Here is a 22,971-nt window from a genome sequence, read left to right on the forward strand (position 1 = left end):
CAACTCCTGTCAGGATTGCTGGAAGATCAGCCCTCTTACCACGTTAGAACGGTCTTTTACGATAATGGCTTTGAATTTACCACTTGGATTTACATATTGATTGTCTTTTTCACTCATGGTTTGGTTAATAATACCCACCTTATCTTCAGGTCCAATAACAGAGCCATAATCCGCATTATTGAGATCCTGAGAAATATTCAACTGATTACCGTACCATTGACCAGCTACATTTTTACCCGTAATCACTTTAATACCAAACTGTTCCTTGTCCGCATATTTACGTAGTGCGTTGGTTACCTGAGATCCACTGATGGTTGTTCCGTCATACACCGTAAATGCGGCCTGAGACAACTCGGTCTGGATATCAGCAAAATTGTTCTGGGCCGTCTTGGTTGCCTCCTGAGCCGAAATAAACAACAGAACTACAATTGTGATCAAAGCGATTGTTAAGAATATCCCTGCTGCCACCTTTAAAGCGCTTGATGCATTGTTCATGATAAATCCTCCCAAGTTATAAGTTATTAAACTATTTCAGACTGTCACACAGATGAATTGTGCTACAGTTTCTGAATTTGCTCATAATAAATGCTCATCTGCAAGAAACTCATACCGACCAATGGAATGACCAGATACAAAAAGATAAGGGCGTACATAGGTGTAAATCCGATGGTTCTGCCCCATGATGCTTTGACATCTATCATTTTGCTGTATTCCTGCTTGCGTTGTTCAAAATAAAATTCCATCATGCTCTCGAGATCATCGAAGGCTTCACGTATTGAGATTTTGCCAAGGGCAAGCTGTAATTTATCAACCAGTCGCTGGAACTCGGGCAAGCCCGCCTCTTCCTTTAATTGTTCAAGTGCAAGCTCTGGTCCATGTTCAAAATGCAACAAACATTTTTGGAGCGGGCGCTTGAAAATGACGGCAAATCGATTTAGCCACTCCAATATCTCCTCGACTGACATCCGGTCCATCTCACGCAAAATGGAAATCACTGTCTGGAATTGATAGATTTCATGTCGCATATCCAACCTTCGCATTTTCCGCTGAAATAACATGAGCCATACGGGCATGTAGTACCCCGCTGCACCCATGAGAATGGCTATAATCATTTCCCACCAGCGTACATATTGTTTGTTATATACCTCAAGTTTCTGCATAATGCGCGTGATGGTCTCATTCTGGGTATCATGGTCTAACTGAACTGGAGATAACTGCTGTAACGCTTTGGAGACTTCTTCGTATGTAGCTCCTCGGTTCATTTCTACACTTTCCAGCACGGATTGATCCAACGCTGTTTTTTCCTCAGCTTTCCTGAGATCCGCTTCAGCCATTGCACCAAACATTCGATCATCGCGAATTGGATCATACAAGATGTGGTTACGTTCAACCTGGTGCAACAGCAAGATGCAACCCATTGTAAGGACCAAACAACCTGCGAATAACAACACTCGTCGAATGGCAAGCCATTCGTATTTCAACTCTGAACTGCTCTCCCTCATGAGCCGTATCGTTTGACTGTACTGTGTACTGCCAGGTTTCGCCGCAAACAACATCGCCAATTTCCGTATGAAGATTTGCTTGTACAGAAACTGATCCAACCATGAATGCTTATGCCCTGACCGATAACGGGTCTCATCGTATTGCTGGAGTCTTTGCAGAAGCAAATAAGCAAGGATGATGATCACATAGATCGATATTTTGGTAACAAAACCGATTTTGCTGCGATAAAATTCATCCATCGTTGGGAAACTGACTCTAGCCCAGCGTTCGATCGGAGCGGTGAATAATACCGGAGCGAGCGCGATGATATTAAGTCCTTTGAGCAGGTAATCCAATTTATCACGCCGCAAAATCTCCAGATGAATCTCCTGAGTCAGATTACCAAGTCCCTTGAGATAGATAGACCCTTGTGCTCTGTCCTTATCCCCGAACTCCATGACCATATAGGAAACGCCTGCGAATCCTTTGAGAAAACGGTTGGGAGCCACTTCATAATAACGCTCAAGTGCTTCATTTGGATCTGGAGAAGTTAGAGCTTCGTAGATCAGTCTTACCTGTTCTGCTGCTTCTCCTGTACCTGCTTCAGCGGCTTCATAGAGCGCTTCCTCAACCATGCCATGCTGATGATACCGATGCCTTACATCTGCAAAGAGATCCAACATCTGCACCAGCAACCTTTTCTCCATACGACTAAGGCACATATCCAATACCAGGCTGTTTAGTACCACAGCACAGAGCACGGACAGTATTACAAAAGCGATACCCGGCTGCAGAAGAAACAGAATGACACTTATGCCGCCATAACCTCCAAGAATAATTAGAACCACTGTCATCGTCAGCCTGCGAAGTGAGGGCTCATCCCCAACATGGCGGAATGAAATACGTTTCTGCACCTGTAGAATATAAGCTGATAGCAATGGCACTTTCATTCCAAGACGGTAGGACTGCAACAAGATTGATCCCAGTCCTTTGAATCCCTTCCCGCTAGGAACAAAAATCACGCCGGATTGACTTGTTGAACCACCTCCTCTGTGACGTAACATACTTAAAACCAGAAGTGTAATCAGCAAACCCCCTGCACAAATACTTAATACGAGGAGCAAAATCCATTTAATTGTCATGCTGATCACCCCAGTGTTGCTTCATAAACTGTTCGAACTTCTCAGCATCCTGTAATGTCATTTGTTCTCGCATATCCACCATGCATCCAGAGGAGATTGGAGCTGTTGCAACATACGCTCCATCTCTGTACTCCACAACATTATGAAATGTAAAACCTGCCCTCTCTTCCACGCTATCACCTTGATTCGCACGAGGAAGACACTCCGTAATTCGTTCGATATATCTTCGTCCCTCAGCATCTTTCTTCATATGAACATCGAAGTTGATGACACTCACAACCTGCTCCTCAGCAATATGCTCATGCTGGAACATACCTGTCTTGAGCAAGGAATTTCGGAGGGAGAAGACCAGATCACGAAACGTTTTGGCATGGTGGGTAAACAGGGTGAACAGACTGGCAACCTGAGACATTTGAATCATCCATGCGGCCACCTCATCACTCGCAACCTCACCGAGTATATTGACGGTACCATCCGTTTTTTTCTGCAAATCAAGCCCTTGTTGACCTGAAATGTGTTCAGTCTCTCGGAAACTCAAAATATTACGTCGGCTATAGATCCGTCTTAATTGAAGTTCAAACGCCATCTCCTGCACCCGAAGGGTGTACGATGCATAGATGTGTTTGACCATAGCCATAAGCAACGTCGTTTTACCAGAACCCTGTGCACCGGTTACAGCTGTAATCCGGCTTCCTTTCATCAGGTATTGAAGCAATGTGATTGGCAGATCTGCGTTGTTACCCGTAATCAACTGTTCAAGTGAGGCATTCGGAATATCGAACTTCCGGACGAAGAACGCCCATGATTCTGCAAAAGGAGGACGAACCACAACGACACGAGAGCCGTCTTTCATCTCATTCACTTTGTATCCACTTGCTTCCGACAACTGTCCGGGATAATTGTATTTGTATATATTCTGGCATACCCTTTTCAGTTCACGGATGCTTCCGAATGACAGAAAGGATAGATGAATGGACTTACCTTTATAGAAAATCCAGACACTTTCCATGCCGCTAAGCGGTTCTTCATGTGCATCATCCTCCAGTCCTTGATCCAGCAAATCATTCCATGATGCCGGTTTTCGAAGTCCCATATTATGAACAGCATCAAGCATACCGCTGACACCACCACTAACACCGTCAATACGTTGGTCCCTTATCTCATCAACAACCGAGAATCCTTTATAATGTTGGTAGATACGTTGCACGATGATATCCGTCTTTTCTCTGAATCCAAGCTCTCGATATTCGCACTCGAACACATACTGAATATCCTCCTCAGAGATATAATAACTTCCTCCATCGTCCGTACCTTCCTCCATTCTCAGTCTGCCAAGATCGTAGGTATCAATCATTCGGGAGAGTGCATCCACACCGAATTGCTGTCGGTACAGATAAAATACAATTTCGAATCGGTCCTGGATCGTCAGCAAATCTGGTTCTGCAAACAAAATAACTTCATCCACATTTGATTTGTTCAGCCCTATGCTTCGGGTCAGGAGATCCCCTATCAGATTTTTGACATACGTTTTGTCGCTGATACTGCCTGAGACACAGCCCTTCAGTGCTTTTCTCATCTCGGCACGCTGATTAATTCTTCGACGATATTCTTCTTCATGCAGACCCGCATCCGCGAGCTGACTATGACTAAGCTCATGAAGTGAGTTCTTCACCTTCTCAATCAACATGTCAATCGTGAATGATTCCTGTTCAGGAACACGAGCACTCTTTGCACGAAGAAACGTTCTATACTTGAACCAGATATAAGTCAGGCACAGAATCAAAATCAAACTTATCCATATGGTATTCCAGAGCATCGGAGGTTCACGCTCCCCTTTCCAGCCTCTTCAGAACTGTGCGCATACCTGCACCGTCCATAATCAGGCGAGCGAGTTCGCTCATGCTTGCAGCAAAACTCCCTTTACGAATATCCTTATCCTCAGTCAAACTTTCCAACTGCAAGTATCTAGCGACATCTCGCCGATTCATTGCATCCAAGTATCCGGTTGTGTACGGTATCGCAGACATCGTGCCTTTGTATCTGAACTGGCGCCGAATATTGGAAAGCGTTGCACGGGAATGCGAATCGTATTTGTTAATGACAACATGTATATTCTTATTGTTCATTCGTTCTGGCAGGATCTTTTCAAAGAACAACTCCAGATTTCGCATATTTTGATCGAGATTAATTACAACATAGTCCGCCAGCTGTAGCTTGAGCTGTGAATCAACACCAGCATGATCTGCATCCAGAAGAACCAGATCGTAATACTCGTTAGCTACATTTAGTAGCTTTTTCACTGTCTCACCATGTTCCTGCGGGGAACGTTCCATCTCATCAATTTTTCCGGTTAGGAAATCAAGTCTTTCCTTCAGAAGTGGCTTGGTATAATCCCTGAGATTGTGCTTATTCAGACTGCCGCTCGAATGCAGCCGTTCAATCGCATCCCAGCCACCCTCTTCAAAGGAGAACATAAAATCCGCTGAATCCGTATCTTTGGATGGTAGAGCAGCTTCTGTGCCAGTTCCTGCAAAGCCTGCATTAACAAGTAACACTCTTGTCCTGTAGTGAAGTGCCATCGCATAAGCACTAATTAATGTGCTTGAAGTGCAACCTGTTCCTGCAAAAGGGCTCCAAAAGGTAATGGTGCTCATGCTCTCATCCTCTCTGCTTCTTTCATCGCACGGCGACTGCGAACACTTTCCCAACCTGTTAACTGCTCGACCACGCGACACAACGATTTTTTGTAATTTCGTGACAGAGGTCCAAGATGAACCCGGCGATGATGCTCATTCTCAAGCTTAACCGCAGCTGTTAACTCATCCCACGGAAGCACTAAGGATTCTCCTGTCCACACAAATGGACTGCCTTCCAGATACGCCCATAGATAACGAGCTTTAAGCTTGCAGTCAACCCCGTTAATTAAGAGCCGCTGAAATGACAGCTCACCAGGTAATGACTGTTCTTCAAGCAACCGCTTCAACCATCCCTTGCCACGTTCCAGATTGTAACGCTCATAATCACTCACCCAGACTCTTACATCAGCGGTTAGCCAGAGATTACGTGAAGCAAAATGTGAGGTCTCCATGTCATATAACACATAGTCATAACTATCCAATCGCTCGCCATTTACTTCAAGATGATTCTCTACTGCTGCTGAAGTAACAAAATGACAAGCGATATCAAATCCTTCAAATTCCGTAATTCGCAAAGACTGCTGACTGTCACCTACACCGTACCCATACTTCTGCTGTAAGGTTCCATCTACGAGCAAAACCTTGTTGCCTGTCGAAGCCAGTATCTTGCAAAGATATAACATCAGATCATTCTTCTCACATAAACCCGCAAAGATCCATGTATGCATAGATGTTACAACCCCTTTCTTTTTCTTAAACTCCCTGTTATCTGAATTATTCTAAATTAAACCTCGGATTTCACTCTATTCTCCACCCGTTAGCAAGCTCTGTTGTTCTGTTTGTGAAGCATCAGCAGGATCATTTACGCTTCCAGAATTAGCTCCTGCTCCGTTTCCTGAACCATCATTCCACATCACTCCATCCGACGTTGCCGGATTATTTGATGATGGACGACTGTTATATGTAACTGAGGATTGTGCCACATCCTGTTCAACCCCTTTTGACGGTGCTGTCATGGAGGCGGCCAGTGAACTTTCAAGCGAACTTCGCACCTGTCTGGATAACTCCTGCTCGGCTCGTCGAACAATATTCGGATCACTCTCCAGCAGTTTTAACACTTCTGAATTGGCAGGATACGTCGCGATTGCAGGTGTCTGAAACTGTGGTTCTACATAGGTTAAGGCATAGATTGAAGCTTTATGTAAATAGGCATCTACAATTGCACTTGAGAGTGACAGAATTTCTTCCTCCGTCATCGTAATCCATAAGGTAGCTGCATTGAGTCGTTCCACTTTTTTCTTCGATAAGAGAACATAGTCTTGTCCGGTAGGGAATTGGATACGAACATCAATAATATCTCCCTTAACAAGTGAGGACGGCAGTAATACAACTTGCAGCTCTCGATTTCTTAAATCAGGCGGAGCCGGTACATCCTCATACACCATCTCGGTGGTAATGGCAGTTCCTTTTTTCAACTCTATTTTGGCCACTTGGCCTTCCATCTGCTTGGTACTGGACCAGAGGTTTCGCGGTGCTTGTGCATCCGGAACAGCAATGAGCTTCAGATCCTCCGGTAATATCGGTTCACCTGCTTCAATATCCCGAATCGTAACCCATCCTTGTGCTCCCGAATCCCATTGTTGCTTTAATTCAGCTTCCTTTTCCTCATATGCCGATAAATAACGGGCTTCTACAGCTGACCTGACATCCCCCATCGTTTTGACATTGTAAATAACATATCCTCCGAACACCAACCCTACAGCTCCTGCTCCGATAAGTCCGGCATAGATCAGTTGACGGCTTTGTTTTCTTAATTTAGACAAAAGAGGCTCTCCTTTCGTAATCTTCTAATCATGTACTTTCCTTCTTGAAAAGAATGAACGTTTCTTGGGCTGCTGTGCCATCATATGCATTAAAATATGTGAAAACACTTTATCCATCTGTGCGTCCTTGTCAAAAGGATCAATATGTAACGGCAGACCATATACACTCGATGTATCCAGAGCTTTACGAATGCGCTGAACTGCTTCACTTGCTGCCAGGGGCAGACAATAGATCCATTTCTCTCGTGGATACCGATGATGTGATCGAATAAAGGCGCCAATCTCGGCCTGTCTCCATTCGGCACCTGAGCCTATAACAATGGGAAGATCTGCACGCAGGAATTCTTCCAGCCGGTTCTGGTCATGACCACTACCGAGATCCATCACGATGAACTGATAACTCCCCCCAAGCAAAGACAAAATATCCGCTCGCCCGGATTGTTTCCAATAATGCACACCATCCACTGCAAACTGTCTGCCTGCTGGCACCGGTTTACCCGCTTGAGCGATTTGTTGAATCCTTGCAAAAGATTGAGAGCGAGGTGACATTTCAATCACAGCTACTTTGAAGTTTTGCCTTTCGAGATAATGACTGATAGCTATAGCCGTGTGGGTAACCCCTACACCAGATGAAGCACCAGTCAAGGCAATAACTCTTGTTCCGCCATTCAAGGTCATCGTTGTATCTCCACCAGACGTTGTCCCACCGGGTATTCGGAGCAATTCCTTCCGCACCTCATCGGCAGATTGGAATCGCTCTTCGGCATTATACCTTAACAGTCTTCTCGCCACAGGGATGTATGTCCGTGGAACATCACTTCGGATAGAGCTTTCCACACCCTTAATCCATTCCGTATACGCACCACTTGTCATAAGATACAGGAGCAATGCTCCGAGTCCATAAAGATCTGAACGCGCATCGGTCTGACCCGCGCCATACTGTTCTGGAGCGGCAAAACCAGCGGTTCCCAACTTAACGGTATCTTCAGCACTTTGCGGTTTGTAACTTCTGGCGATACCAAAATCAATTAATCTTACTTCATGTTCCGGCGTGATCATGATGTTTGAAGGTTTCAGATCCCTATAGATCACAGGTGGATTCAGATTATGCAAATAACTCAACACATCGAGCAATTGAAGTACAAGCTCCGTCAACTGCTCCATCGGGATCTTCCCACGACACTGCTTGAAATACTCACTGAGCGTTAACCCGTCGATGTATTCCATCACCAAGTATGTGTACCCGTCTTCATCCGGGACAAAAAAATCAACAATTTGCGGCAATCTTGGATGGCGAAGTGATGTCAGAAGAGCGGCTTCCGTCTCCATACTGCCTTCATATGGCATAATCGTTACACTTTCTTTAATTGCCCATATCTTGCCCGGCAACTTCAGATCCTCCGCCTCGTATACATGGCTCATTCCGCCTGTTCCCAGAATGGATACGATACGATATCTACCTCCCAGCAGGCTTCCGCGTTCCAGCCTGGCCGGATGTCTCATACCAATTCCTCCTTCAATACACAACAAAAAAGGGAAAGCTTCACCGAAGAAGAACAGACCGGATATCCGGTTTCGTTCACTTCGGGATGCTTTCCCTCAGGTTTGTTATGGTTAATATTGGTATCATTATAGTACAGGCAGGAATAGATTGTAAAGCACAAAATTTAATGAGCTTAATCGAATCAATTTCATAATGCCTTTAGCTACTTTAATCAAAGCTAGATCTCTTAATATTTGACCATATAAAGTGTAATTTCTTCTCGGTTATGGAACAACTGCTTGGAACGTTGAATCTGCATCCGCGAACGCTCAAACGTATCGATGACATCTTTAATCATTGCCAACGGTTTTTTATGCAATAACTTCACGGTAACAATCGCTGTTCCTCCGGGTTGCAGGCTATATAGAAGATCCGATACAAGTCGGCTCATCAGCTTCGGACTCCAACTCATGTCACATACGAGTAGATCGAACTCTCCTTCGCGGAAACGAACATCCCCTGCATTCTTTTTCAAGAAAGTCAGTTTGGGTGATGCCAGCAGCGTTGCATCCATCTTCGCAGGATCTACCGCCGTTACTTCAAGCCCACGTTCAAGCAGGAACGAGGTCCATCCACCTGGTGCTGCACCGATATCAAGTGCTTTATGAAATGAAGTAAAGTCAATGCCAAACGTTAGCTCGGCTTCAAGCAATTTGAATTTGGCCCGCGAGATCTGCCCATCTTCTTTTTGAAAACGTACGGCTCCCCCGCTCCAGTCTGACAGGTTCTGTTCAGGTCTGGATATGCCGGCATACAACATATCATTCGTTGCAAATACAGAAATGACATATTCAGCATCACGTACAACCCATTCACAGTCTAGCTCATCCAGCTTTTCAGTTAGCAGTTGCTTCAATGCGGCTGCATTTTCTTGCCAAAAGGCCCCTTCTGTCTTCCGTACCTGTAGCACGACAGAGGCACCGTTCAATTCCTTATGATTCAACACAAATGCAATCAATTTCTCAATAGACTGCTCCGAATCTTCAGTATTCTCCTGAAACTGAACAGGTTGAATATGACGTAAAAACGTTGGATACTCTGCCCACAGCTTATCTGCAACTTCTTCCTCCGCTACAGGCAGACCCGCAAGCAGTATTTCTCCTGGTACGAGTACCGTGCTCTTCACCGCACCAAACGTACGGCGCAACTCTTCCTGAGCATAAGGGGCAAAGCCATGATTGGCTGTGCAGATAAAACGGGAGAAGTTGCCTTCTTCCCAAGACGATTGTGTACTCAAATTGTGTTACCCTCCAGAACGTACGCGTATCCACGGACGAGCATTATCCCACTGGATATCGACCGGAACATCGTACGTATGCTTAATTGTATCTTGTGTCAAAACTTCATGTTTGGGGCCAGCTGCCGCAATACGTCCATCGCGGATCAAGGCCACATGTGTAAATAAAGGTACGATCTCTTCAACATGATGTGTTACATACACAACTGTAATGTTACGCTGGCGCAGACGATCAATTTCAGCCAGCATTTTCTCACGTTCATATAAATCTAGGCCGGCACAAGGCTCGTCCATAATCAGCAATTTTGGCTCGGCCATTAATGAACGAGCGAGCATGACTTTTTTGCGCTCCCCTTGGGATAACGTTCCAAGCGGGTTGTTAGCCAGGTTGGCAAAACCCATGTCATCCAGCAAACTCATTGCCTTTGCTTTTACTTCATCAGGAATCGTCTGATAAAAACGCAAAAAAGCATACGCTCCTGTAGCGACGACTTCCCATACCGGATCTCTTGGCGTGAGTTTCTCAATCAAAGTTTGGCTGATATAACCGATTTCCTTACGTACTTCCCTGACGTCACATTGTCCATACAAATTACCGAGTACTTCAATACGTCCCTGGCTTGGAAACATATATCCGTTCATCATTTCCAACAACGTTGTTTTGCCAGAACCATTCCGACCCAAAATAACCCAATGTTCGCCTTGTTCAATGCGCAAATGTACGTCATCCAAGATTTGATTCTCTTCTCGTCTAAGTGAGACATGTTCCATCGAGATTATACTCATTTCAGCACCGCCTTCCGGATCTCCGAGAGCAGATGCTCCACAGAGCTCATCCGATAAACCATTTTTGGAACATCTTGCTGGCCGTCAAATAGCATCACTGCTGGAACGCTTGAAATTTTAAATTGTTGTACAAGTTCAGGAATGTCATGAATGTTCATTTCCAATAAAATACCTTCTGGCAGCATGTGCTCTACTACCTCTAACATACGGCGGGCTGCCGCACATGTCCCACATAAAGGGGTATATATAAATACAGCCTGTGGCATGCCTTCCCATACACTGCGCATTAACATTTTGGATGTAATTGGCTTCATTAACTTTCTTCTCCCGCGGCAACACGCAGCATGACCTCACCCGTCATTGGCCCATTATGAATGGTTACCGAATCCGGTTTATTGCTATATAACATCTCGTACATCTGGCGTTTCCCAAACATACTGGACGTATGCAAATAGATCTCACGCGGAAATAAACCTTCTCGTACAATAGATGCCGCGACCTCACCGCCATTGGGCGAATCTGGACCAAGCTCATAATCCAGAGACAAAATGTCCACGTCACCTTCTCTTAGCAGCATCAGGCACTCTTCTGCATTCGTTGCCAGAACAAATCCTTTCGGACATGCCCGATAGTCATCCAAAAAAACATGCATACAATCGCTCCTCTCCCCATTATAACCAGGAACGCATGAGCGCTATATCATCACGGTGCGTTCCATCTTCGCCCGTTTCTGTCTCGAGCACAACAACCGCATTTTGGAACTCAGGCGCCTTTAACAATGCTTTCATTGATTCATTTCCGATATATCCCTGTCCGATCCTCGCATGTCTATCCTTACACAAACCAGACGCATATTTGGAATCATTAAAATGGACAGCAGCAACATTATCCCAATACCCGAGCATCCTGCCCTTATCGAGCATCGCCGCTTCGTTGCCTGACGACCACAAACCTGAAGCAAAAGCATGGCATGTGTCAAAACAAAAAGCAATATGCTCCGGATATCGGCTTAATTTGCGAATCTGTATCATTTCTTCCATTGTCGTGCCCATCGGGCCATGATCACCTGCCTGATTTTCAATCAGTACCTTTGAGTGTCCATTCCAATTCTCCAAGGCGGTATCCAGACAATAAATGAGGTTCTGATAACCCTCCAGCGGATCGTTTGTTTTGATATGTCCAAAATGGACCACCGTCCCAACAGAACCGCAAGCATTCGAAATTTCAAGATCATTGCGAATAGAAGCTATTGTAGCATGAAACCCCGCCTCTCCACGGGTCATGCCCAACGCCGGATTCGTGGGATAGGGTGAATGTGCAATCGATGCAAGTCCCTGCTGTTCACACCAATCCCTGCACTGCTCAGCATCCTTGAGATCCAGACTTTTCAGGCCAAGACTACGCGGGTTCTTCGGAAAATATTGAAACGCCGTTGCCCCCATCACATGTGCTCTCTTGGCTGCCTGAAGAAATCCGCCTCTGGTGCTGACATGTGCCCCGATTCCGGTTTTAGGCTTCATGCTGGCATTTCGGACAGAAGAATGCCTTCTTGCCCGTAATTTCCACTCGTTCAATCGTTCCCCCGCAGCGCGGACAAGTCTCGCCTTCCCGATCGTACACGCGACATTGCTCGTCAAAACTTCCTGTCTTCGTATCCCCTAGCATCAGCGGCATTTCCATATAACCGCCCTCAGAAGCTGCTTCACGCAACACAGACTGCATCGAATGGAACAAACGCTCCGTCAACTCTGGTGAAGTCGCGATGTTCTGCGTTTTGGAGCTTGGTCTCAGACCGGCAGCAAAAGCAATCTCATCCGAATAACAATTGCCAATCCCCGCAATAATATGTTGGTTTACCAATGTTGTCTTGAGCGTACCCCGGCGACCTTTCAACAGAGAAGCAAAACGTTCCACATTCATCCGTCGATCTAAAGGTTCAGGTCCAAGATCAGACATCGCCTCTTCGGTTTCTTTCGAAGTAAGCAGATGTAGATAACCCAAGCGCAGTCCAATGAAAAATAAAATGTGATCGCCAAACTGAATTTCCACTTGCGTGGAACGATCAGGACGTTCTTCTTCCGTGCCCCAGAAAATCATACCACCCAACATGAGGTGCAGTACCAGACGTTTGCCATTAGCCAAGTGGAAAATCAGATGCTTCGCTCGGCGCTCAACAAATATGATGCGATTACCTGTAAGTTCATTGATAAACAGATCAGGCTCCGTATTTATCGTTTTATCGCGGTTAATTACAACACCTGTAATCAGTAGATCAAGTATTTTCTCGGACAGCAAGGTCCGGTAATTTTCCATTTCCGGTAGTTCCGGCATCGTACATTACCCCTTTTTGGAAGCTTGGTCTGCCTCTTGCGACAGCCACTCCATCAATTTATGCAAATCTTCAAACACATGATCAGGTCGAGCCTTCGCTGCTTGAATGTGTCCATCCATATTATCCCGTGTTGTCACACCGGTAAGGACCAACAGCGTCTCACATCCTGCTGCCACTCCAGCAGCAATATCGGTTCGCATATTATCTCCGATCACTGCCACTTCATGAGACGCCAGGTTTAGCCGGCTAATGGCTGACTTCATTATAACACTCGATGGTTTGCCTATGACTGTAGGATGAACTCCGGTCGCGGCTTCAATTGCTGCTCCAATAGTCCCCGCCCCAGGTGTCAGTCCATCATCGGAAGGAAGCTGCAGATCCGGGTTGGTCATGATGAATTTTGATCCCGCATTAATCCACCTTAGCGCCTTGGTCAGTTTATGATAGGAAAATTCACGATCAATCCCCTGTATCACGTAATCTGGTGCATCTTCCGTTAGCTGTAGTCCTGCTTTTTCTATGGCTTCCAGCAGTCCTGCTTCTCCAATACATGCCACTTTTGCACCCGGGGACTCTTCAGCAACATATTCAGCAGCCGCCACAGCAGAAGTACATACTTGAGACGCGTCGGCAGGTATGCCCATCCCGTTCAGATGATCTGCCACACCTTGTGGTGTACGGGAAGAATTATTTGTTACGAATAAATACGGCTTTCCTAGCTCTTGCAGTGTTCGAATAAGCTGATCGGCTCCTTCGATACGATGTCTGCCATGATAGAGCGTACCATCCAAGTCAATCAGATAGGCCTTAATCACACACAGCACTTCCTTTCTTCATTCCATTAACGTTTCATGTCCTTAATCAATTACCTCGAACTTGACCGCGAACCTATGTATTCAGGCAAAAAATAATGGCTTGCTGACATATGCACACAACAAGTCGAACCGGATCGAACACCGACGGTTTAACTCGCGCGTCTTCTGTACAAGCTTGTCATTTCCTGCGCTTTCCCGGAAAATAATTTGAATCATTTCCCTCTTCATATTGCCCATCCTACACGCTTTCTGACCAGATTGCAAAAGGGACCGCGGGAGTTCCTCTCCCTCAGTCCCGTGCAATTACCCGGATCTTTATATGACGTGTTTAGCCGTGCACTGGTTCGCAATCAGGGTTAAGATTCTTGCTTGCGATGCACGACAGGAATAAGCTGGTGTTCGTTTGCAAGTCTGGTATTCGGGAATACGGACTGCGCCTCTTCCAAAAGTGGCTGAAGTTGATCCTCATCCTTATAGCGTGAACTGAAGTGAGTCATGATTAGTTGCCCTACATTGGCTGCTCTAGCCGCTTCTGCCGCTTGTTTAGAAGTACTATGATAGTACTCATGCGCTGTATCGGCCAGATCATGCATGAATGTAGCTTCATGTACAAGTACATCTGCATTGATGGAAAGTGGCTGTACGTTGTCACATGGACGTGTATCACCCAATATGGTGATCACCATACCACGCTTGGGCGCTCCCAATACATCTTCTGGACGAAGCGAATCACCGTTATCCAGCGTAATGGTTTCTCCACGTTTCAGTCGGCCGAACAATGGGCCTGGCTTCAAACCATATTCCGCCAGTTTGGCTGGGTCCAGGCTTCCTGGACGATCTTTTTCGGTAATCCGGTATCCATAACTGTCAATCCGATGCTCAAGCAAAGCAGCTTCCACGATAAAACTGTCATCCTCGAACAGGACACCGCCCGTATGTTCCACGATATTCAGATCATAGTTAACCCGGGATTGGCTCAGCTCCATTGTTGTACTGATCATTCGTTCCGTACCTGGCGGACCATATACGGTTAATGGTGTGGTGCCACCTTGATAGGCTCTGCTCGAAAGCAGTCCTGGAAGTCCAAATACATGATCACCATGCAGGTGAGTAATGAATATTTTCTCCAATTTGCTTAGTTTAAGCGGAGAACTTAAAATCTGGTGCTGCGTTCCTTCCCCGCAGTCAAACAACCACAAAGCTCTGCGCTCATCCAACATGCGTAGCCCAATGGAAGTTACATTCCGTTGAAGCGTAGGTACACCAGCATTAGTTCCCAGGAAATATAGTTCCATTCTGGATCGCACCTCTTTCTGTTGCCAGCAAAAAACCTCCGACAATGCGGAGGGCTTTGCCTGACACTCTACTGAATTTATGCCTTCTCTACATTAAAATACTTGGCTTGCGGATGGCTGAATACCATCGCTGATACGGAAGCTTCAGGTTCCATCATGAAACCTTCCGTCAATTCCACACCGATATCCTCAGGCTGCAGCAACTTGAACAACGGCCCTTGGTCTTCCAGATCCGGACAAGCCGGATATCCAAAAGATACCCTGATCCCTTGATAGCGTGCACCATGACGTTGCTTCATGGTCATCTGGGCAGAATCCGGGAATCCCCATATATCTCTCATCATATGATGCACACGCTCAGCTAATCCCTCTGCTACTTCAAGCGCTACGGATTGCAGAGCATGTGAGCGAAGGTAATCCCCTTGATCTTTCCACGCCGTGGATAGTTCACGCACACCGTGTCCGGCCGTAACAACCATGAAACCAACGTAATCCATCTGACCGGATTCAACAGGTTTCAGGAAGTCGGACAGGCACAGGAACGGCTCGACTTTTTGACGTGGGAACGTAAATGTATGCAAAATATTACTGGTGTCCTTTGGATCATAGATAATGACGCTGTTACCACTGGACTGAGCCGGGAAGAAACGATACATGGCATGCGCCTGAATAATCCCGTCACGAACAGCCTCTTGCATGATATCATCCACGACTGCTTTCAGGTCGGTAGCCTTCTTATCACCTGAAGCAAGCAGTTGTTCTACTGAACCGCGCAACCCCAGATGATGTCCAAGCAACATCTGCATGTTCACGTATGGCAGGATATGTGATAAAGGATAGTTACGCATCGTATGCCGATCCAGATCAGGCGGGACAAGAACCGGATGATCTACAGCAATATCCGAACGCTCCACTCGCGTAAGCTCTGGAAGAGCCTGAACAGCTACAGCACCTGAAGAATCAGCTTCTTTCTCAGCTTCCATCTCCAGTTGCATCACTTCACGTGAAACGGGATTCATCAATTTGTTCGCCAGATCCAGACCATCCATCGCATCTTTCGCATATACAACCATTCCGTTATATTCAGGACGGATACGATTTTTGGTGAATTTACGTGTTAGCGCCGCTCCACCAACCATAATAGGCACATCAATACCTGCTGTTCGCAAATCCTGAGCGGTAAGAATCATCTGCTGCGCTGATTTTACCAATAGACCCGAGAGGCCGATCGCATCGACTTTTTCTTCTCGGTATGCCTCAATAATACGTTCTGGTGGTACTTTTATACCCAAATTAATGATCCGGTAACCGTTATTGGACAGGATGATCTCAACCAGGTTCTTACCGATGTCATGCACATCGCCCTTGACCGTGGCCAGAATGATCTTGCCTTTAACCGAAGTTTCGTTCTTCTCCATGAATTGCTCCAAATATGCTACAGAAGCCTTCATAACCTCTGCACTCTGCAACACCTCAGCTACAATCAACTCATTGTTGTTAAAGAGACGACCTACTTCCTCCATCCCCCGCATCAGTGGACCGTTAATCACTTGAAGTGCTGTATATTTGGCAAGTGCCAGTTCGAGATCTGGCAGCAATCCTTCTTTACTTCCTTCTACTACATATGAAGCGAGACGCTCTTCTAATGAAAGGTTCGAGATTTTTTCCTTCTTCTCAACCTTCTTGTTACGGAACGCCGCTACAAACGCCGCCAGAGTATCATCATTCGTGTTATATAAAAGCTCTTCCGAGAGTCTGCGTTCTTCTTCAGGAATGGAGGCATAACGCTCCAATTTCTCTGTGTTCACGATCGCATAGTCAAGACCTGCTTTGGTACATTCATATAAGAATACTGAGTTCAGCACCTCACGGCCCGCTTCAGGCAGTCCGAATGAAATGTTACTGATCCCGAGGATCGTATGACATTCTGGCATCGCTTCCTTAATCACTCTTATACCTTCAATGGTTTCTTTGGCTGAACCGATGTACTGTTCATCTCCCGTACCTACCGGGAACACCAACGTATCGAAAATGAGGTCTTCTGGTTTGAGACCATATTTGTTCACCAGCAAATCGTAAGAGCGCTTGGCTACGTCAAGCTTGTCTTCCCGACTAATCGCCTGACCCCGTTCGTCAATCGTTCCGACAACTACTGCACCACCATATTTATGAAGCAACGGCGTAATCAGCTCAAATTTCTCTTCGCCATCCTCAAGGTTAATGGAGTTAATTATCGCTTTACCTTGTGAGTACTGGAGGGCCAGATCAATTACTGAAGCATCTGTCGTATCGATCATGAGAGGAACCTTTACTTTTTTTACAACCAATTCAAGGAACTTCACCATGTCTTCAGACTCTTCGCGGTCTGGGTCTTGTACACACACATCGACAATGTGCGCTCCATTTTTCACTTGAGCACGTGCAATTTCCGAGGCTTCTTCATATTTTCCTTCTACAATGAGGCGTTTGAATTTCCGTGATCCCAGCACATTCGTACGCTCACCAACCATGTATGGACGATTGTCCTGTTCAATGTAGATCGGTTCTATACCAGACAATGCCGGTGGATGTGTTCCGTTCATTTCTCTTGGGGGGTACTGAGCAAGTGTGTCGCGCATCGCCCGAATATGTGCAGGGGTTGTCCCGCAACATCCACCAGCGATATTCAACCAGCCCTGTTCGGCAAAAGCACCGATCTTCTGTGCAAGCGAGTCTGGTGACTCATGGTAATTACCATTCTCATCCGGAAGACCCGCGTTCGGGTAACAACTAACGGCAACCGATGCCATTCCAGAAAGTGAACGAATGTGATCACGCATGAACTCCGGACCCGTAGCACAGTTTAGTCCTACCGAAATTGGGTTAAGGTGTTCTAAGGATATATAAAAGGATTCGATGTTCTGACCTGCAAGGGTCGTTCCCATCGGTTCAATCGTTCCTGATATCATCAGGGGCAGTGTAACGCCACTCTGTTCGAAGGCCTGCTGAATTCCAATGCTGCCTGCTTTTACATTGAGGGTATCCTGTGAGGTTTCGAGTAGTAGCGCATCAACGCCTCCCTCTATTAAAGCAAGCGCTTGCTCCAAATAACTGTCGATAAGTTCCTGGAACGTTACTCCCCCAGTTACAGACAGTGTTTTGGTTGTTGGTCCCATCGCACCTACCACATAACGTGGAGATTCAGGTGTAGAGAAACGATCAACCGCAGCTTTCGCAATTCTGGCTGCTTCCAGGTTGATCTCGCGTGCCCGATCCTGAATATCGTACTCAGCAAGCACAACGGATGTGGCACCAAATGTATTGGTTTCAATTAAATCGGCGCCCGCCTCCAGATATTCTTCATGAATGCGCTGGATCAGTTCTGGACGAGTAAGCACTAACATTTCATTACATCCATCCAGATCTTCGCCGCCAAAATCTTCGCCAGTCAGATCAACTTGTTGAATCATGGTCCCCATTGCACCGTCGAGGATTAATATTCGTTGTTTTAATGCATCGTGTAGACTAATCTTATCCAATATCTTCACCCCCGCAAAACGTTAGATCTTAGTTTAACAGAAACTAACTTAATGTGAAAGATCGGGTTTGGTCCCGAAAGATGGCGGGTTTGCACGAATATGAACGGAATTTGAGAATCGACAAAAACAAAGCAATCCGATATAATTCAATTAAACCAAGTGGAAAAGAGGGAAAGAACATGGCTGAAATTGTTATCCGAAATACGAACGAACGCATCACTGGTGACGAAAATGTTCGAAATTTCTTAAACAAATACGAAGTATTATATGAGAAGTGGGACGCTTCCAAACTGAACACTGATCTGCAAAATAACTTTGGATTAACTGATGAACAGAAAACCGAGGTTTTGGAAACTTACGATTATGAAATCAGAGATTTGGCTGCACGTCGCGGGTACCAGATCTGGGATGTCATCACGCTGTCCGAACAAACACCAGATATCGAAGAAAAGCTCGCCAAGTTCGAAGAGATCCACACCCACGCTGAAGATGAGATCCGTGCAATTGTTGCTGGTAAAGGAATCTTTGTTATCAAAGCTACAGATGATGTGGGCTACTTTAATGTAGAACTGTCTCCTGGAGACGTTATCTCTGTACCTGAGAATACACCGCACTTCTTCACTTTAATGGAGAACAAACAAATTATTGCTGTACGTCTGTTCATCGAAAAAGATGGCTGGATTGCAGATCCATACCCTGATCCTACATTTATCAAACAAGCCTAACACTCTCGTGTTACAACTCGCTTAACCAAAACCCCTGTTCAATTGAACAGGGGTTTTCGCATATGCATGTGGAGAGTAGTGTACAACATCGGTGCATTATATAAAATAATGCGGGTATTTCGCCTTTATCGATTCCTGTTCAATAACAACGAGTCTAAGATGAGCTTCCATCACCTGAACAGCTTGCTCGGTCTGACGCTCTGTGATAAGACGATAAATCTCTTTGTGCTGGGAGATAATGACCTCCAGGTTGGAGTCCTCCGCTAGACGTAATAAACGCAACCGATTAAACGGAATATTCAGTTGTTGCAACATTTTCCATGTTCTCAGCTTACCCGTGCCCTGGAACAAAATCTGATGAAACTCTTCATCCAGTTCAAAAAGCCGATAGAAATTGTTTTTTCCTATACAGACTTCCTGCATTGCAATGTTGGTTTCAAGTCGAAATCTGTACTCTTCAGGAAAAGAAACACAAGCCAAAGTCACGATTTCCTTCTCCATCTTCTCCCGCATAAACCTGCCTTCTTCCACATGCTCCAGATTAATATGAGAGACGATCGTTCCACTCTGGGGAATAATGTCCAGCAGTTCTTCTTCAGCAAGCTTCATGAATGCTTCTCTCACGGGTGTTCTGCTCACCTGCAGTTCATCTGCAATCTCTTTCTCTGAAATCTTGGTACCCGGCTTAAGTTCCAGGTGAAGAATTCGTTCTTTTAACAGGTTATATGAATATGCCCGGGTCGAGCCTCTAATTTTTTGATTAAGTGACATGCCTAGACCTCTTTCTATCAGCCGTATTCATTCATCTTAGCACAAATTACCGTTCCACTTATATATCGGTGTGAAACGGTAATCTGGCCAACATCAACTATATTATTGCTTGTTTTCTTTGTAGGCTTTGTACGTGTCATTTGCCAGCTTCAGATAATTAGATAACCCTTGACTATCCAGCTCTTTGGCAAACGTATCGAATTCAGACAAGTCTCGCTCACCCAAGATAAATTTAAGTGTATTTTGATCCGAATAATCTTTCAGTGGTGTACTCAGAAGTGTCACCCGTTCACGGTCCTCTGAGGAGTAAGGAATTGGTGGTTCTGCCGGGATCACTTCCTTGGTATCCTTCATGTCTTGCTGGAATTTCAACTCTTCTTCACTAAACATCGATTGCAGCAGATCTGTCGTACCACCGTAGGCAAATACTCCACCAGAGAATCCAAAGTCAATACGCAGATCCTTCGTGCCTTTAGGATTCAAGCCATTGTAGTTCACATCTTCTACCAATTTACGTTTTCCTTCCTCTTTGGTAAATGTTTCGCCTTCAACGCCCCATTTGGCAAACTCTTGACCCTCATCACTGTAGTATAACCAATCCACAAATTGCATAATGGCTTTGAAGTTTTCGCTTTTTTGAATTTTCCCGGATATCATGACACCGTTTTCAAGTCTGGAGCCAGACATTAATTGCCCTTTTGGCCCACCAGGAACTGTAATCTTCGCAACAGAGTATTTACCTTCTCCCAGCGTTTTGTTCATATCATTTCGGTGCAGCACCACCGTTTGGGAATTACCATTAATCATGAATGATTTGCCGGATACAAATTTCTGTACAGCCTGATCATCATCCTGCGTGAAACTTTCTTTGTCCAGCAATCCTTCGGATACCAACTTGTTAAAGTACGTTAGCATTTCCTTATACTCCGGTGTAGTAGCCGTGTACACAAATTGATCCTGATCTTCCTTATACGTCAATCCGTTACCAAAACCCCATCCAGCCTTGGTACCAAAGCCGGTAGCCGCAATACCTAATGTGCTATTAAATTTGAAACGGTCCGAGAACGGAACGGAATCCGGGTACAGCTCTTTGAGTTTCTTTGCAGCGTCATACAGTTCATCCCATGTGGTTGGGATAGCAATGTTATTTTCTTCAAAAACATCTGTTCTTACGATTAATGTATAATCTGGCCATACTTCTTCATGCAGACCCGGGAGTACATAATACTTGCCATCTTCCTGTCGAAGTCCTTCGATTTCTTCTTCCAATCCCCATTTTTCCACTTTATCCTTGAAGTTGGGCATCAAATCAATATAATCACTAACGGGCAGAATCGCACCGGAAGATACAAAAGCAGATTCTTCACCAGGATAGGTCTTTGGAATAACCAGCGGTGCATCACCAGAACTGATTAGAAGAGATCTCTTCTGAGAATAGTCACTCATAGGAACAATCGTTGGCTCAAGTGTAACACCAGTCATTTCAGTCATCTTTTCGAAAAGCAACCAGTCTTTTTTGTACGGATAGGTAGGTTGATCACTATATAGTATGGAGAGATTAAATGGCTCGGTCGCCTTGAATGTATCCCCTACATTGTACGTCTCCATCGCTGCCTTGGTTTGAACTTCTGTGACGTCACCTCCGGCTCCATTACCGTTGCTACATGCTGCCAGAACAACGGTCATCATTGATGCCAACACCATTTTACCAACAAACTTACGTGGCTTTTGATTCATTTAGGTTATCCCCCTGAATTTGGTTTAGGTTGACCTTGACTTAAAACTTTTTAATCAATAAAAAGCGAAGCGCTCGCCTACAAGCTTTCTGAAAGAAAGCTTCATCGGAAGCATATGCTATCACCGGATTCTCCCTTTTAAAAAGGGAATCGAAAAAATCTGGGGATAACAGCGATTGAAAGGTTATTCTGTCATCGGAGTGTTCCGTGTAAATCATCTGTAGTTCAATTTATATAGCTGCTACGTATTACTGTTTAACAGACCCTAACATGATACCGGTTACAAAGTATCTTTGGACAAATGGATAGATGGTGAGTATCGGCAAGATGGTTAATACCATCGTTACTGACTTAATATTGGCAGCAATCTGTGTCAGGTTATCAGCTGAGGTTGCACCGGCAGATGCCCCACTTGTCGCTCCTGCAATCATATTGCGCAAATAAATGGTGACAGGGAACAGTTCTTTTTTGTCCAAATACAGAAAGGCTGGGAACCAGGAATTCCAATGACCTACTGCGTAGAACAGCACCATGGTTGCCATAACGGCTTTACTAAGCGGCAATATAATGCGTAACAAGATCCCGTAGGTGTTCAAACCGTCAATGGAGGCAGCTTCCTCCAGTTCTTCAGGCATATTTTCAAAAAATGACTTCATGATCAGCATGTTGTATATGCTAATTGCGCCAGGAACAACAAGTGCCCACATGGTGTTGTTGAACCCAAGGGAATTAATCAACACATAGTTTGGAATCAATCCACCACTGAAGAACATGGTAAATACGGCGAACATCGTCAGAAACTTGCGACCCATCAACCTCTTTTTGGACAGGGCATAGGCGAAAATAGTCGTCATAAACATGGAGATTAATGTACCTACTACAGTATAGATAATCGTATTTTTATAATTCGTCCAGAACATGCTGTCACGTGAGATGGTCTTGTATGTCTCCACATTGAATCCTCTTGGGAACAAACTAACCTTACCCGAATTAATATAGGACTCACTACTGAAGGATTGTGCCACGACATTTAAGAATGGATAGAGCGTTATAAATACCACGAACAGCAGAAAGATGACATTGAATACTTTAAATACCTTGTAAGATCTGGATTCCTGCATGGTGCTCCT

General features: G+C 45.2%; 20 protein-coding genes. 1 reads left to right on the forward strand and 19 read right to left on the reverse strand.

All coding sequences use genetic code 11. The annotated features are described in order from the left end of the window. Nucleotides 1-9: 9 nt before the first annotated feature. The 16 genes from NST38_RS17775 to metH all read right to left on the reverse strand — a co-directional run bounded on the left by NST38_RS17775 (nt 10) and on the right by metH (nt 18,609). Nucleotides 10-495: a hypothetical protein gene (locus tag NST38_RS17775; RefSeq protein ID WP_017688056.1), complete on the reverse strand. Its 486-nt coding sequence runs from the start codon at nt 493-495 to the stop codon at nt 10-12. Nucleotides 496-557: 62 nt separating this feature from the next. Continuing rightward, nucleotides 558-2,624 carry a hypothetical protein gene (locus NST38_RS17780; RefSeq protein ID WP_076250222.1) on the reverse strand — a complete coding sequence of 689 codons (2,067 nt, stop codon included), beginning with the start codon at nt 2,622-2,624 and terminating at the stop codon, nt 558-560. After that, nucleotides 2,614-4,440 carry an ATPase, T2SS/T4P/T4SS family gene (locus NST38_RS17785; protein ID WP_076250220.1) on the reverse strand — a complete coding sequence of 609 codons (1,827 nt, stop codon included), beginning with the start codon at nt 4,438-4,440 and terminating at the stop codon, nt 2,614-2,616. The genes NST38_RS17780 and NST38_RS17785 overlap by 11 nt, the downstream gene beginning before the upstream one ends. 7 nt (nt 4,441-4,447) lie before the next feature. Continuing rightward, nucleotides 4,448-5,278: a hypothetical protein gene (locus NST38_RS17790; RefSeq protein WP_076250218.1), complete on the reverse strand. Its 831-nt coding sequence runs from the start codon at nt 5,276-5,278 to the stop codon at nt 4,448-4,450. Beyond that, nucleotides 5,275-5,988 (reverse strand): hypothetical protein, encoded by a 714-nt coding sequence (locus tag NST38_RS17795; protein WP_076250217.1) that lies wholly within the window; start codon nt 5,986-5,988, stop codon nt 5,275-5,277. The genes NST38_RS17790 and NST38_RS17795 overlap by 4 nt, the downstream gene beginning before the upstream one ends. Before the next feature lie 75 nt (nt 5,989-6,063). Continuing rightward, complete coding sequence (locus NST38_RS17800) at nt 6,064-7,083, reverse strand: SAF domain-containing protein (RefSeq protein ID WP_076250215.1); 1,020 nt, start codon at nt 7,081-7,083, stop codon at nt 6,064-6,066. A gap of 24 nt (nt 7,084-7,107) precedes the next feature. Next, nucleotides 7,108-8,586 (reverse strand): serine/threonine protein kinase, encoded by a 1,479-nt coding sequence (locus NST38_RS17805; protein WP_341344027.1) that lies wholly within the window; start codon nt 8,584-8,586, stop codon nt 7,108-7,110. A 227-nt stretch (nt 8,587-8,813) separates the two neighbouring features. Beyond that, nucleotides 8,814-9,863 (reverse strand): SAM-dependent methyltransferase, encoded by a 1,050-nt coding sequence (locus tag NST38_RS17810; RefSeq protein WP_076250211.1) that lies wholly within the window; start codon nt 9,861-9,863, stop codon nt 8,814-8,816. A gap of 6 nt (nt 9,864-9,869) precedes the next feature. Beyond that, entirely contained in the window at nt 9,870-10,649 is a 780-nt protein-coding gene (locus NST38_RS17815) for an ABC transporter ATP-binding protein (protein ID WP_370511415.1), read from the reverse strand. After that, complete coding sequence (locus NST38_RS17820) at nt 10,646-10,963, reverse strand: thioredoxin family protein (RefSeq protein ID WP_036613610.1); 318 nt, start codon at nt 10,961-10,963, stop codon at nt 10,646-10,648. Before NST38_RS17820 ends, NST38_RS17815 begins: the two co-directional genes overlap by 4 nt. Next, complete coding sequence (locus tag NST38_RS17825) at nt 10,963-11,301, reverse strand: cyclic-phosphate processing receiver domain-containing protein (RefSeq protein WP_017688046.1); 339 nt, start codon at nt 11,299-11,301, stop codon at nt 10,963-10,965. Before NST38_RS17825 ends, NST38_RS17820 begins: the two co-directional genes overlap by 1 nt. A 19-nt stretch (nt 11,302-11,320) precedes the next feature. Continuing rightward, entirely contained in the window at nt 11,321-12,169 is an 849-nt protein-coding gene (locus NST38_RS17830) for a deoxyribonuclease IV (RefSeq protein ID WP_076250208.1), read from the reverse strand. After that, nucleotides 12,159-12,980, reverse strand: coding sequence for an Fpg/Nei family DNA glycosylase (locus NST38_RS17835; protein WP_076250206.1), 822 nt, complete (start codon nt 12,978-12,980; stop codon nt 12,159-12,161). The genes NST38_RS17830 and NST38_RS17835 overlap by 11 nt, the downstream gene beginning before the upstream one ends. Before the next feature lie 6 nt (nt 12,981-12,986). Next, the gene (locus tag NST38_RS17840; protein WP_047843396.1) at nt 12,987-13,796 is read right to left on the reverse strand and encodes a TIGR01457 family HAD-type hydrolase; all 810 of its coding nucleotides are present in this window, start codon (nt 13,794-13,796) and stop codon (nt 12,987-12,989) included. A gap of 356 nt (nt 13,797-14,152) precedes the next feature. Next, on the reverse strand, nt 14,153-15,091 hold the full coding sequence (gene rnz, locus NST38_RS17845) for a ribonuclease Z (RefSeq protein ID WP_017688042.1): 939 nt from the start codon (nt 15,089-15,091) through the stop codon (nt 14,153-14,155). Between the two features lie 77 nt (nt 15,092-15,168). Next, nucleotides 15,169-18,609: a methionine synthase gene (gene metH / locus NST38_RS17850; protein ID WP_076250204.1), complete on the reverse strand. Its 3,441-nt coding sequence runs from the start codon at nt 18,607-18,609 to the stop codon at nt 15,169-15,171. A gap of 179 nt (nt 18,610-18,788) precedes the next feature. Between metH and NST38_RS17855 the strand changes: the two genes are divergently transcribed. Next, nucleotides 18,789-19,334, forward strand: a complete 546-nt coding sequence (locus tag NST38_RS17855) for a cupin domain-containing protein (protein ID WP_047843398.1) — start codon at nt 18,789-18,791, stop codon at nt 19,332-19,334. A 96-nt stretch (nt 19,335-19,430) separates the two neighbouring features. On the opposite strand, the gene NST38_RS17860 is transcribed toward NST38_RS17855, so the two are convergent. The 3 genes from NST38_RS17860 to NST38_RS17870 form a co-directional block, all read right to left on the reverse strand. Beyond that, nucleotides 19,431-20,105 (reverse strand): GntR family transcriptional regulator, encoded by a 675-nt coding sequence (locus NST38_RS17860; protein ID WP_036673866.1) that lies wholly within the window; start codon nt 20,103-20,105, stop codon nt 19,431-19,433. Between the two features lie 102 nt (nt 20,106-20,207). Beyond that, nucleotides 20,208-21,842 (reverse strand): ABC transporter substrate-binding protein, encoded by a 1,635-nt coding sequence (locus tag NST38_RS17865; protein ID WP_076250202.1) that lies wholly within the window; start codon nt 21,840-21,842, stop codon nt 20,208-20,210. A 247-nt stretch (nt 21,843-22,089) separates the two neighbouring features. After that, on the reverse strand, nt 22,090-22,962 hold the full coding sequence (locus NST38_RS17870; RefSeq protein WP_036613592.1) for a carbohydrate ABC transporter permease: 873 nt from the start codon (nt 22,960-22,962) through the stop codon (nt 22,090-22,092). Between the last annotated feature and the right edge of the window lie 9 nt (nt 22,963-22,971).

The organism is Paenibacillus sp. FSL H8-0104 (assembly GCF_038050215.1).
GTDB classification, from domain to species: Bacteria; Bacillota; Bacilli; order Paenibacillales; family Paenibacillaceae; genus Paenibacillus; species Paenibacillus amylolyticus.